The sequence below is a fragment of the Chthonobacter rhizosphaerae genome, assembly GCF_013839525.1.
Taxonomy (GTDB): domain Bacteria; phylum Pseudomonadota; class Alphaproteobacteria; order Rhizobiales; family Pleomorphomonadaceae; genus Chthonobacter; species Chthonobacter rhizosphaerae.
Genome location: NZ_JACDIS010000019.1, coordinates 1 through 12,739, shown reverse-complemented (window position 1 = coordinate 12,739; position 12,739 = coordinate 1). Strand labels below are relative to the sequence as shown.

The following is a 12,739-nucleotide window of genomic DNA, read 5'->3' as shown; positions in this document are numbered from 1 at the left end:
CGTCGATGACGGAGAGGACCGGGGCCAGCGCGCCCGCGCCGGGCGAGGCCGTTTTCAGCGAGACCGTGACGGTGGCCGACGAGGCCGGCACCCGCGACCTCGCGGAGGATCTTGCCGCCGTCCTCGCCGTCGGCGACGTGGTGGCGCTGTCCGGCGATCTCGGCATGGGCAAGAGCGCCTTCGCGCGCTTCGTGCTGCGCGCGCTCTCGGGCGACGACGCCCTGGAGGTGCCGAGCCCGACCTTCACCCTGGTGCAGACCTACGAGACGACCCGCCTGCCGGTGGCGCACTTCGACCTCTACCGGTTGGGCGACGAGGCGGAGCTTGCCGAGATCGGCTTCGACGACGCGCTCCGCACCGCCGTCAGCCTGGTGGAGTGGCCGGAGCGCGCGCCTGGCGCCCTGCCGGCGGACACGCTGGTGGTGGCGATCCGGCCGGGCGAGGGGGCGACCGGCCGCACGGTGACGATCGCCGGAGCGGCGGGCGCCTGGGCCGAGCGGCTGTCGCGGAGCCGGGCCGTGCGCCGGCTCCTCGACGCGGCCGGCCTGCCGGGCGCGCGCCGCCGGCACCTGCAGGGCGACGCCTCCAACCGGTCCTACGAGCGCGCGCGCTCCGGATCGCGCTCGGCCGTGGTGATGACCTGGCCGGAGCCGCCGAAGGGGCCGGTGATCCGGGACGGGCTGACCTATGCCGAGCTCGCCCACATCCAGACCCGGGCGAGCGCCGTGGTGGCGATCACCGGGACGCTGCGCGAGAAGGGCTTCCGGGCGGCCGGCGTGCTGGCGGGCGACATGGACCGGGGCCTCCTGGTGCTCGACGACCTCGGCAGCGGGCCGATGGTGGCCGAGGGCCGGCCGATCCCGGAGCGCTACGTGGCGGCGGCGGAAATCCTCGCCGACATCGCCGGCGAGACCTGGCCGGACAGGGTGCCGCTGCCGGACGGGTCCGTGCACCGGGTGCCGGCCTACGACCTCCGCGCGCTTCTGACGGAAGTGTCGCTCTTCCTCGACTGGTACCTGCCGTTCGCCCACGACCGCGTGGCGGGGGACGGGGAGCGCGCCGACTTCCTCGGCGCCTGGACCGAGGCGCTGACCCGCCTCGGCGGGGCGCAGACCACCTGGACCTTGCGCGACTATCATTCGCCGAACCTCCTGTGGCACGAGGGCGGCGTCGGCCGGCAGCGGATCGGCCTCGTGGACGTGCAGGACACGGTGGTCGGGCCGGCCGCCTACGACGTGGCGGCGCTCGTGACCGACGCCCGGGTGGACGTGCCGGCGGACCTGAGGGCCGCGATGTTGGACGCCTACGCGGCGGCGCGCCGACGGCGGGACTCGTCCTTCGACCGGGCCGCCTTCGACGAGGCCCTGGCGCTTTCGGCCGCCCAGCGCAACGCCAAGATCCTCGGCGGCTTCGCCCGGAGCGCGAAGCGGGACGGCAAGACCATCTATCTCGACCATCTGCCGCGGGTGCGGGCCGCGCTGCGGGATGCGCTGAACCACGAGGTTCTCCGACCGGTCCGGCTCTGGTATGAACGCGGAACGAACCTCGGGTGAGCCGCCAGCCGGACCGCCCGCGCCAGACACGCCGCCGCGCCCAGTCCCGAACGAACCGCATTCCATGACCCAGCTGCCGAGAAGCCTCACCGCCGCCCTGACCGCCGCCGCCGTGCCGAGGACCGCCATGGTGCTCGCCGCCGGCCGCGGCAAGCGGATGCGCCCGATCACCGCCACCACGCCGAAGCCGCTGGTGGAGGTGAACGGCCGCGCCCTGATCGACCACGCCCTCGACCGGCTGGCCGCCGCCGGGGTCGCCCGGGCGGTGGTCAACGTGCACTATCTCGCCGACCTCATCGAGGTGCACGTGATGAAGCGCACCGCGCCGGCCGTGGTGGTCTCCGACGAGCGCGGCAAGCTCCTCGACACGGGGGGCGGGGTCGTGAAGGCGCTCGACCACCTCGGCGACGAGCCCTTCTTCCACCTCAACTCCGACAGCATCTGGATCGAGGGCGCGCGCCCGAACCTGGAGGTGATGGCCGAACGGTGGAACGGCGACGCGATGGACGGCCTCCTGATGCTGGCCTCCACCGTCACGAGCGTCGGCTACGACGGTTTCGGCGATTTCCAGATGGACCGGACGGGCCAACTGACCCGCCGCAGGGAGCGGACCGTGGCGCCCTTCGTCTACGCGGGCGTCGCCATCCTGCATCCGCGCCTGTTCGAGGGCCTCGCCGCCGAGCCGTTCAGCCTCAACCGGGTGTTCGACCGGGCCATCGCCGACGGGCGGCTCCACGGGATGCGGATGGACGGGATCTGGCTGCACGTGGGCACGCCGGAGGCGATCCGCGAGGCGGAGACCGCCATCGCGCTGTCGGCGGCCTGAGCGGGCGATGGCGCGTCCGGTCCCCCGCGTCTTCACCATCCCGCCGGGGGCGCCCTTCCTGCCGACCCTGGTGGATGCGCTGCTCGACGGCGTGCTGATCGAGGGGCGGCGGTTCAGGGACGACCCGCTGGCGCTCGCGGACGTGACGCTCTACCTGCCGACCCGCCGCGCCGCGCGGGCCCTCTCCGGCACGCTGCTCGCCGCCTTCGGCGGCCGGGCGGCCCTGCTGCCGCGCATCCTGCCGCTCGGGGACGTGGACGACGACCTCGTGGAGCGGCTGGCCGACCCGTCGGACCTCGATTTGCCGCCGGACCTGCCGGAGGCCGACCGGGTGCTCGGGCTCGCCCGCCTCATCCGCGACTGGCGGCGGTTCGTGACGCCGGACCGGCACCTGTCGCCGGCCGGGGAGCCGCTCCGGGTGCCCCATTCGACCGCCGACGCGGTCCACCTCGCCCGCGACCTCCTCGCGCTCCTCGACCAGGCGACCGCCGAGAGCGTGGACTGGTCGAGGCTGTCCGGCCTGGTGCCGGACGACTATGCGGCCTGGTGGCAGCTGACGCTCACCTTCCTGACCATCGCGACCGACGCCTGGCCGGCCCATCTGGCCGAACGGGGCCGCATCGACCCGGTGGCCCGGCGGGTGCGGGTGACCCATGCGATCGCCGAGCGGCTGGAGCGGGACGGGGCGCGAGGACCGGTGATCGTCGCCGGGTCCACCGGCTCCATGCCGGCGACCGCCCGGCTGATCGCCGCCATCGCGCGCCAGCCGGAGGGCGCCGTGGTGCTGCCGGGGCTCGACCTCGGGCTCGACGAGGCGACCTTCGCGGGCATGCCGCCGGACCTTGCCGGCGTCGCCGACGTGGCGAGCCACCCGCAGGGCGCGATGGCGCGGCTTTTGGCGGCGATCGGCATCGGCCGGGAGGAGGTGGCGAGCCTCGGCCGGGAGCCGGAGAACGCGGCCCGCCGCTTCCGCCTCGTCTCGGAGGCTATGCGGCCCGCCGACAGCACGGACCGCTGGCCGGCCTTCGCGGCGTCGCTCGCCCCGGACGGGCTGGAGACGGCGCTCGACGGCATGGCCCTGGTGGTCGCCGCCAACGAGGCCGAGGAGGCGCTCGCGGTCGCGCTGGCGCTGCGCGAGACATTGGAGACCGAGGGCGCCACCGCCGCCCTGGTGACGCCGGACCGGACGCTCGCCCGGCGCGTCTGCACCGAGCTCGCCCGCTTCGGCGTGACCGTGGAGGACAGCGCCGGCACGCCCTTGGAGCGCACGCCGACCGGCGTCCTCCTGGAGCTCGTCGCCGAGGCGGCGCTCGACGGCATGAAGCCGCAGACCGTGGTGTCGCTCCTCTCCCACCCGCTGGCGACCTTCGGGTTCGACAAGGCGCGCGCCAAGGCGGCCGCGCGGGCGCTGCAGCTCGCCGTGCTGCGCGGGCCGAGGCTGGCGCCCGGCACGGCCGCGCTGCTGGCCGCCGCCGAGCGGCTGGCTGTGCCCGGGCGGACCGGCCACGGGGTGCACCCGGCCGTGACGGCGCTCGGGCCGGACCGGCTCGCCGACGCGCGCCGGCTCGCCGCGCGCCTCCACGAGGCGCTTCGGCCGCTGGAGGACGCGGCGGCGCGGGGCGCGGACGACCTCAGGGTCTGGCTGGACCTCCACGTCGCGGCCGTCCGGGCGGTGTGCACCGATGCCGGCGGGGTGGACGACCACGCCTTCGACGGGCCGGCCGGCGGCGTGGCGGCCGAACTGCTGACCGGCTATCTGGACAGCACCGCCGAGCCGCTGGAGGTGCCGCCGGACCAGTATCCGGCCGTGTTCCGGGCCCTGATGCGCGGCGCCGTGGTGCGCCGGCCGACCCACGGCCACGCGCGCGTGTTCATCTGGGGGCCGCTGGAGGCGCGGCTGATGACCGTGGACCGGCTGGTGGTCGGCGGGCTCAACGAGGGCGTCTGGCCGCTCTCGACCGACACCGGGCCGTGGCTGTCCCGGCCCATGCGGGCGGGCCTCGACTTCGCGCCGCCGGAGCAGCGGATCGGCCTCTCCGCCCACGATTTCGTGCAGGCGCTCGGCCACCGGGACGTGGTGCTGACCCGCTCGGAGCGGCGCGACGGCGCCCCCACGGTGGCGACCCGCTTCCTGCAGCGGGTGCTGGCGCTCGCCGGCGAGGACCGCACCCGGACGATGATGGAGCACGGCGCCTGCTATCTGGACTGGGCCCGGCGGATCGACGACGGCGACAGCGAGCCGAGGGCGGAGCGCCCCGAGCCGAAGCCGCCCCTCGCGGCCCGGCCGAAGCGGCTGTCCGTGACCGAGATCGAGACCTGGATCCGCGACCCCTACGCCATCTACGCCCGCCGGATCCTGAAACTGGAGCCGCTGCCGGCGCTCGGCGAGCGCCCGGACTTCGGCACCCGCGGCCAGGCGGTGCACGAGGCCTTGAGCCTTTTCGCCGACAGCTGGTCCGGGCCGTTCGACGAGACCGCCGTGGAGGCCCTGATCGCCGCCGGCCGGGAGACCTTCCGGCAGCTTGAGGCCTATCCGGAGGTGCACGCCCTCTGGTGGCCGCGCTTCATGGCGGCGGCGCGGTACGTGGTGCGGGAGTTCGAGGCCGCGCGCCCGGGGGTGGAGCGCGTGTCGGAGGTCTCCGGCCGCCTGGAGGTGGTGCCGGGCGACGACGGCTTCGTGCTGACCGGCCGGGCGGACCGGATCGACCTTCTGCCGAACGGACGGGTCTCCATCGTGGACTTCAAGACCGGGACCGCGCCCTCCGCCCGGCAGATCGCCGCCCTGAAGGCGCCGCAGCTGCCGCTGGAGGCCGCCATGGTGCGGGCGGGTGGCTTTCCGACCGTGAAGGCCGCGGAGGCGGACGAGCTCGTCCACGTGGTCCTCCGCGGCATCGAGGGCAAGGACGAGATCCGGCCGTTCGCCGGCTACAGCGGCAAGGACTTCGCCCGCACCCTGCCGGAGGTGGTGGTGGAGGCCGAACTGGCGCTGACGCGCCTCGTCCACGCCTACCGCGACCCGGACCGCGGCTATCGGTCGAAGGCGCATCCGTTCCGGGTGACCGACAGGAGCGACTACGACCACCTCGCCCGGGTGCGCGAATGGTCGGTCGCCGAGGACGGGGAGGGCGAGGCGTGAGCCAGATCCCGCCGGAGACCCGCCGCCGCCAGCGGCTCGCCACCGACCCGGCCGCCTCGGTCTGGGTGTCGGCCAACGCCGGCTCGGGCAAGACCTACGTGCTGTCGCGCCGGGTGATCCGCCTGCTCCTCGCCGGCACGGACCCCGGCCGCATCCTCTGCCTGACCTTCACCAAGGCGGCCGCCGCCGAGATGGCGAACCGGGTGTTCGACGTGCTCGGCCGCTGGGCGGTGCTGCCCGACGACCGGCTGGCCGCCGAGATCGAGGACCTGGAGGGCGAGCCGCCGCGGCCCCGGCAGGTGACCGACGCGCGACGCCTGTTCGCCCGCGCCCTGGAGACGCCGGGCGGCCTGAAGGTGCAGACCATCCATGCCTTCTGCGAGGCGCTCCTGCAGCGCTTCTCCCTGGAGGCGAACCTCACCGGCCGGTTCGAGGTGCTGGACGACCGGGGCGCCGCGCTCCTCCTCGCCGAGGCCAAGGCCGAGGCGATCCGGCTCGCCGCCGCCGACGAGGACGGCCCGCTCGGGGCCGCCTTCCGGACCCTGCTCGCCGTCGCGACGGACGCCGCCGTCGACGACGCCCTCAAGGCCTATGTGAAGGACCGCGAGGCCTTTTCCGCCTGGATCGCGGCCGCCGGCGGGCTCGACCCGGCGATCGCCGGCCTGTCGACCGCCCTCGGCGCCCCGCCGGGCGTGACCGCCGAGGACCTCATGGACCGGACGCTCGCCTCGCCCGACTTCGACGGCGCCGTCCTCGACCGGCTGGTGCCGGTGCTCGACACCGCCGGCAAGAAGGCGGCCGCGATGGCCGACGCCTTCCGGGCGGCGGCGATCGCCACGGACCAGGACGAGCGCCGGGCGCTCTGGCGCGGCATCTTCCTGACCGACAAGGGGCAGCCGAAGAAGGAGAGCGCCATCGTCAACGACGTGGAGGCGGCGCTTCCCGGCACCCGCGAGCGCTTCGCCCGCGAGGCGGACCGGCTGGCCGCCCTCGACCGGGCGATCGCCGCCGTCCGGACGGCGGAGCGGACGGCCGCCGTGGCGCGGGTGGCCGACCGGGTGATCGGCCTCTACCAGGCCATGAAGGCCCGCGACGGGGCGCTCGACTATGACGACCTGATCCTTCGGACCGCCGGCCTCCTCGCCCGCGCGGACGCCGCCCAGTGGGTGCAGTACAAGCTGGACCAGGGCCTCGACCACGTGCTCGTGGACGAGGCGCAGGACACCAGCCCCAAGCAGTGGGAGATCGTGGAGGCCCTGACCGCGGAGTTCTTCGCCGGGGCGGGGGCCCGCGGCCGGACCCGCCGGACCGTGTTCGCGGTCGGAGACGAGAAGCAGTCCATCTATTCCTTCCAGGGCGCGGCCCCGCGCCTCTTCGGCGAGACCCGGGCGAAGTTCGGCCGGCAGGCGGTGGAGGCCGACGCCCGCTTCCACGACCTGAAGCTCGACCTGTCGTTCCGCTCCACCCCGGACGTCGTGAAGGCGGTGGACCGGATCTTCGCGCCGCCGACCGCCCATCGGGGTCTCGGCACCGACCTGGAGCCGCCCTCCCACGAGACCGTCAGGGCGAGCGAGCCCGGCCTCGTGGAGCTCTGGCCGGAGGTGGTGGCCGCCAAGGCGCCCGAGCCGGAGCATTGGGAGGACCCGGTCGACGCGGTCGGCTCCGGCAGCCCGGAGGTGGTGCTGGCGACCCGCATCGCCGACACGGTGGCGGGCTGGATCCGGGACGGCGAGCGCCTGCCCTCCACCGGCCGGCGGATCCGCGCCGGCGACGTGCTGATCCTGGTGCGCAAGCGCGGCCCGTTCGTGGACGCGGTGAACCGGGCGCTGAAGCAGCGGCGCGTGCCGATCGCCGGCGCCGACCGGCTGGACGTGGTGAACCACATCGTGGTGGCCGATCTCCTGGCCGCCGCCCGGGTGGCCCTCCTGCCGGAGGACGACCTGTCGCTGGCGGCGGCGGCGAAATCGCCTCTCGTGGGCCTTTCCGAGGACGATCTCTTCCGCCTCGCCCACGGCCGCGCGGGCAGCCTGTGGGCGGCCGTGGAGGCGGCCGCCGAGACGGGCGACCAGGCCGCCCGGACGCTTCGCGACGCGGTGGCCGGCTGGCGGCGCCGGGCCGAGCGGGTGGACCCGTTCGCCTTCTTCGCCGCCCTCGGGTCCGACGGCGCCAGGGCGCGCTTCCGCGCCCGGTTCGGCCACGAGGCCGACGAGGTGATCGACGAGTTCCTGCGCCTCGCGCTCGCCTTCGAGATGCGCGAGACGCCGACCCTCCAGGGCTTCCTGTGCCTCGCCGAGGACGCGGACGACGACGTGAAGCGCGAGGTGGTGGAGGGCCGCGACGAGGTGCGCGTGATGACCGTGCACGGCGCCAAGGGCCTGGAGGCGCCCGTGGTGTTCCTGATCGACCCGGGCTCGGCCCCCGTCTCCGGCCAGCACGACCCCTCGGTGGTTCTGGCCGGGACCGCCGCCGGCGCGCCGCTGGTGTGGGCCGGATCAGGCGTGAAGCCCGCGCCCGTGGAGGCGGCGCTCGCCGGCTTCCGCCAGGCCCAGGAGGAGGAATACCGCCGGCTCCTCTACGTGGGCCTGACCCGCGCGCGCGACCGCCTGATCGTGGCCGGCGTCGCCAAGACCGGCAAGCCCGACGGCCGCTGGCACACCCTGGTGCGCGAGGCGCTGGCGCCGGAGGCCGAGCCGGTGATCGACGCGGCCGGCGCCACGGTGGCGTGGCGCTGGCGGCTCGATCCGTCGCGCGCCGCCAGGGCGCCGGTGGACGAGGCGGACCGGACCCGGACGCCCGCGCCGCTGCCCGCCTGGATCGGCGTGAAGCCGGTGGAGCCGCCGACGCCGCTGGTGCTGACCCCGTCGTCGGCCGGCGCCGGCGTGGAGGTGGCCCCGACGCGGACCGCCCGGGTGGACGCGTTCGAGCGCGTCCGCCGGCCGGACGCGCCCGCCGCCCAGCGCGGCCGGCTGGTGCACCGGCTGCTGGAGGGCCTGCCGGAGGTGCCGCCGTCCGAACGGCGCGCGAAGGCGGCCGCCTTCCTGGCCCGCGAGGCGAGCGCCTTCGACCCGGACGAGCGGGAGCGTTTGCGGCGCGCCGTGGAGGCCCTGCTGGACGACCCCGCCTTCGGGCCCGTGTTCGCCGCCCACGGCCGGGCGGAGGTGGGGCTCGTCGGCGTGATCGACGCGCCGGACGGCCGGCGCGTGGAGGTGAGCGGCCAGGTGGACCGGCTGTTGATCGCGCCCGACGCCATCCGGATCGTCGACTTCAAGACCAACCGGATCGTGCCCGACCGGGTGCCGGACGCCTATGTGGCGCAGCTCGCCCTCTACCGCCGGCTCCTCGCCGACCTCCATCCGGGCCGGCCCGTGGAGGCGGCCATCCTGTGGACCGAGGCGCCGCGGCTCGACCCGGTGCCGGCCGGGATGCTCGACGCCATGCTCACGCGCCTTCTCACCCAAACGGGATCGGAGCGCGACGGCGGGCGTTCTTGACGCTCACGGCGGCGGCTCCTACGTTCCGCCAACCGAGGGGCCGCCGCGACGCCGCGACCCGCTTGCGGACAACACCCTCCAGGAGAGGTGGAGTAATGGCTACCAAGAAAGTGACGGACCAGACGTTCGACAGCGACGTCCTCGGCAGCGACGAACCGGTCGTGGTCGACTTCTGGGCCGAGTGGTGCGGCCCCTGCCGGATGATCGCGCCGGCCCTCGACGAGATCGCCAGCGAGCTCGACGGCAAGGTGACGATCGCCAAGCTGAACATCGACGAGAACGCCAACACGGCCATCAAGTACGGCGTGCGCTCCATCCCGACCCTGATCATCTTCAAGAACGGCCAGCCGGCCGCCATGAAGGTGGGCGCCGCCCCGAAGGGCGACCTCGCCAACTGGATCAAGGCCGCGATCTGACCCGGACCCGTCCGGGACAAGACGCAAAGGGCGTCCGGCGAGGCCGGGCGCCCTTTTTTCACGGCTCCCCTTGTCATGGCCCCCCGACGACGCTCCGGCGCAAGGCCCGCCCGGCGGAGCGGCGTGCGGGGCGCGTCGGGCCGCCCCCCGCTCCGGGCGCGGGCGGAACAGGCGCGCCGGTCCCCCGTTCCTCGATCGTCCACCAAGGGAGACGAGCGCATGGACCTGGAGACCAAGATCCGCGAAACCATCCTGGAAGAGCTGAAGCGCCAGTTCGAGACGACCGGCGGTACGGTGACCGAGGACCCGGACGACGCCTCCTCGGCGCTGATCGAGGGCCGGGTCGACCTCGACGCCCTCGCCATGGCGATCGCCGGCGCGATGGCGGGCGGCCCCTGACGTTTCGCGCCTGACGTCCCGCGCCTGACGATCCGGCCCCTGACGATCCGGCCCGTACCGGGGTGGGAGCCGGACGCGCGGCTCGGCGGTCCGCGCCCGGCACAGATCCGGACGGACGAGGCGCCGGCTCGCCGCCGGCCCCCGTCCGCCCGACACTCCGCTTCGGCGCGCCGTCACTCCGCGGCGGCGACCTTCGCGGGATCCTGCTCCTCGGAGCCGTCCGTGAAGGTCGGGCGCGGCCGGTCCGCGCCCGGCGCCGGCTTGCCCGGCAGGGGCGGCAGGGCGAGCGCCTCCTGAAGGTCGATGCCGGTCCCCTCGGCAAGGCGGCGGCCGTAGTCCTCGTCGCAGTGCCAGAAGTGCCAGATCATGCGCAGCGCGATCGGCTTCGGGCACTGGCGGAAGGCGTCCGACAGGTTGGCGATCAGGTCGTCCCGCTCCCGGTCGTCGAAGCTGCGGTAGCGCACGCCCGCCTGGGCGTAGTCGGCGGCGGTCCGGCTGGTCTGGTACCGGCCGAGACGGCCTTCCACCGCCTGGCGGTATTCCGCGCGCGGCCGCGGCGCCTCCGACAGGCCCCGCATGGAGCTCGGCTCGTAGTTCACGTGCGGGTTCTCGCCGCCCGTGTCCACGAAGAAGGCCATCTGGCCGTCCCGCTGGTTGGTGCGCGCCGGCACCTTCGGGGCGTTGACCGGCAGCTGCAGGTAGTTGGGGCCGACCCGGTAGCGCTGGGTGTCCGAGTAGGAGAGCGTGCGGCCCTGGAGCATCTTGTCGTCGGAGAAGTCGATGCCGTCGACGAGCACGCCGGTGCCGAAGGCCGCCTGCTCGGTCTCGGCAAACACGTTCGACGGGTTCCGGTCGAGCACCATGCGGCCGACGGGGAGAAGCGGGAACCGGTCCTCCGGCCACCGCTTGGTGTCGTCGAGCGGGTCGAAGTCGAGCTCCGGATGCTCGTCGTCCGACATGATCTGGACCGCGAACTCCCACTCCGGATGCAAGCCGCGCTCGATCGCCTCGTAGAGGTCCCGGGTGGCGTGGCCGACGTCCTTGGCCTGGATTGCCGAGGCCTCGTCCTGCGTCAGGTTCCGCACGCCCTGCTTCGGCACCCAGTGGAACTTGACGAGATGCGCGACGCCCTCGTCGTTGACGAGCTTGTAGGTGTTGACGCCGGACCCCTCCATCTCGCGATAGGTGGCCGGGATGCCCCAAGGGCTGAACACCCAGGTGATCATGTGCAGCGCCTCCGGGTGGTGCTGCACGAAGTCGAACATGCGCCAGGGCTCCTGCCGGTTGGTCACCGGATCGGGCTTGAAGGCGTGGATCATGTCCGGGAACTTCACGGCGTCCCGGATGAAGAAGATCTTCAGGTTGTTGCCGACCAGGTCCCAGTTGCCCTCCTCGGTGTAGAGCTTGACCGCGAAACCGCGCGGGTCGCGGGCGGTCTCGGGCGAATCCTTGCCGCCGATCACCGTGGAGAAGCGCACGAACACCGGCGTGCGCTTGCCGGCCTCGGTCAGCACCTTGGCGCGGGTGTAGCGGCTCGCCGGCTCGTCGCCGATCCGGCCGTAGGACTCGAACCAGCCGTGGGCGCCGGTGCCGCGGGCGTGCACCACCCGCTCGGGGATGCGCTCCCGGTCGAAGTGGGTGATCTTCTCGATGAACTGATAGTTCTCCAGCGTCGCCGGCCCGCGCTCGCCGACGCTGCGCAGGCTCTGGTTGTCCCGGACAGGGTGGCCCTGCCGGGTCGTCAGGATGGGGTCGTTCTCGGCCATGGCGGCTTCACCTCGCGTCTCGTTTCGCAGGAAGGGGGTCGTCAGCCCAACCCGCGACGCGCCCGGGCGTTCCCCTCGCGCTCGAGCGCCCAACGACGGGATCGCGCGGGTTTCCGCCGCGCTCCGGCCAGCATGTCGGTTTTTTGAAAACCCCGTGTTGACACCCGGAGTCCGCCCGCTTATATCCCGGCCGGAAGGCGGCGGTTTTCCGGGATCCGGAGCCTTGGGCCCTTGGGCCGGGCGGTGTGTCGGCGAAGCCGACGCCATGGAGGATCCCGCCCTGAATTCATGTCGAATGTCAGGTGTTCTTTGCCGCTGGGCGGCGCTTGTCCTCATGTCCGGGTTCGGGCGGTCGAGGGGAGCGGGCCCGGTGGTCGCTTGCGGTCCTTCGGGGTTTGCGGGTGCCTGGATGACGGGCGCCGCGAATGCCGGACGGGGTTCGCCAAGGCTCGTGCGAACGGGCAGTGCGGACGTCGGGATCGGGGCGGGTCGAGGGTCGGCCGGGCGGTTTGAAAATCGCTTCGACGGGCGCTTGACACCGGATCCGGCAGGACTTATCTGAGCGCTCCCCGCCGACGCGGCGCGGGACGGACCGGCGCCGAAGGGCGACGGCTCGGCGCGAAGGACCGGATCAAAGGATCCGGATCGAAGGACCGGTCCGCGGGGCCGGGACCGACACGAGTTTCGGCCGATCGGCAGGGCCGCCAAAAGGGCGGGATCAGCGGATCGGACGCACGGACGGGACACCGTCCGGACCTGGTTTGAGGGGCCTCGGCTCTTCAAGTCTCGAGGGCCTGGCCCTCCGCTCTTTGACAAGTGAACGAGAAGAAAGAGAAACGTGGACGGCGGTCTTGCCCGCGGACTTCGTTGATGGGACTGGGCCTTCGGGTCCGGTGTCCGGAGAAGTCGCTCGATGGGACAAGAACGGTGTCGGACACGGTTTCTCTCGATGAGACCGGAGCCGTTTGGCGCGAGCCGAGCGGGTCTGGAAACCTCGTCGAGTTTTATGCGTGACCTAGACGCCGGGCGCAAAATCTCATTGAACCTGAGAGTTTGATCCTGGCTCAGAACGAACGCTGGCGGCAGGCTTAACACATGCAAGTCGAGCGCCCCGCAAGGGGAGCGGCAGACGGGTGAGTAACGCGTGGGAAC

The 12,739-nt window shown here is 73.7% G+C and carries 7 protein-coding genes and 1 rRNA gene; 7 read left to right on the top strand and 1 reads right to left on the bottom strand.

The window, feature by feature from the left end; genetic code table 11:
- The first annotated feature begins 5 nt into the window (after positions 1-5).
- From tsaE to HND91_RS21195, 6 genes are all read left to right on the top strand, one after another.
- Complete coding sequence (gene tsaE, locus HND91_RS21220; protein ID WP_181708610.1) at positions 6-1,553, top strand: tRNA (adenosine(37)-N6)-threonylcarbamoyltransferase complex ATPase subunit type 1 TsaE; 1,548 nt, start codon at positions 6-8, stop codon at positions 1,551-1,553.
- A gap of 64 nt (positions 1,554-1,617) precedes the next feature.
- Positions 1,618-2,379 carry a nucleotidyltransferase family protein gene (locus tag HND91_RS21215; RefSeq protein ID WP_181708609.1) on the top strand — a complete coding sequence of 254 codons (762 nt, stop codon included), beginning with the start codon at positions 1,618-1,620 and terminating at the stop codon, positions 2,377-2,379.
- 7 nt (positions 2,380-2,386) lie between these two features.
- On the top strand, positions 2,387-5,515 hold the full coding sequence (gene addB / locus HND91_RS21210) for a double-strand break repair protein AddB (RefSeq protein ID WP_181708608.1): 3,129 nt from the start codon (positions 2,387-2,389) through the stop codon (positions 5,513-5,515).
- Positions 5,512-9,006: a double-strand break repair helicase AddA gene (gene addA, locus HND91_RS21205; RefSeq protein WP_210272827.1), complete on the top strand. Its 3,495-nt coding sequence runs from the start codon at positions 5,512-5,514 to the stop codon at positions 9,004-9,006. Before addB ends, addA begins: the two co-directional genes overlap by 4 nt.
- Before the next feature lie 95 nt (positions 9,007-9,101).
- Positions 9,102-9,422: a thioredoxin TrxA gene (trxA, locus tag HND91_RS21200; protein ID WP_181708606.1), complete on the top strand. Its 321-nt coding sequence runs from the start codon at positions 9,102-9,104 to the stop codon at positions 9,420-9,422.
- 219 nt (positions 9,423-9,641) lie between these two features.
- Positions 9,642-9,821, top strand: a complete 180-nt coding sequence (locus HND91_RS21195; RefSeq protein ID WP_181708663.1) for a hypothetical protein — start codon at positions 9,642-9,644, stop codon at positions 9,819-9,821.
- A gap of 173 nt (positions 9,822-9,994) precedes the next feature.
- On the opposite strand, the gene HND91_RS21190 is transcribed toward HND91_RS21195, so the two are convergent.
- Positions 9,995-11,587 carry a catalase gene (locus tag HND91_RS21190; protein ID WP_181708605.1) on the bottom strand — a complete coding sequence of 531 codons (1,593 nt, stop codon included), beginning with the start codon at positions 11,585-11,587 and terminating at the stop codon, positions 9,995-9,997.
- Between the two features lie 1,041 nt (positions 11,588-12,628).
- Here HND91_RS21190 and HND91_RS21185 point away from each other — a divergent pair.
- Positions 12,629-12,739: ribosomal RNA gene (locus HND91_RS21185) — 16S ribosomal RNA — on the top strand; the annotation flags it as partial.

Excerpts from the sequence above, each read along its gene's own strand:
- tsaE (WP_181708610.1), top strand. The coding sequence starts at position 6 with ATGACGGAGAGGACCGGGGCCAGCGCGCCCGCGCCGGGCGAGGCCGTT.
- HND91_RS21215 (WP_181708609.1), top strand. The coding sequence starts at position 1,618 with ATGACCCAGCTGCCGAGAAGCCTCACCGCCGCCCTGACCGCCGCCGCC.
- addB (WP_181708608.1), top strand. The coding sequence starts at position 2,387 with ATGGCGCGTCCGGTCCCCCGCGTCTTCACCATCCCGCCGGGGGCGCCC.
- trxA (WP_181708606.1), top strand. The coding sequence starts at position 9,102 with ATGGCTACCAAGAAAGTGACGGACCAGACGTTCGACAGCGACGTCCTC.
- HND91_RS21195 (WP_181708663.1), top strand. The coding sequence starts at position 9,642 with ATGGACCTGGAGACCAAGATCCGCGAAACCATCCTGGAAGAGCTGAAG.
- HND91_RS21190 (WP_181708605.1), bottom strand. The coding sequence starts at position 11,587 with ATGGCCGAGAACGACCCCATCCTGACGACCCGGCAGGGCCACCCTGTC.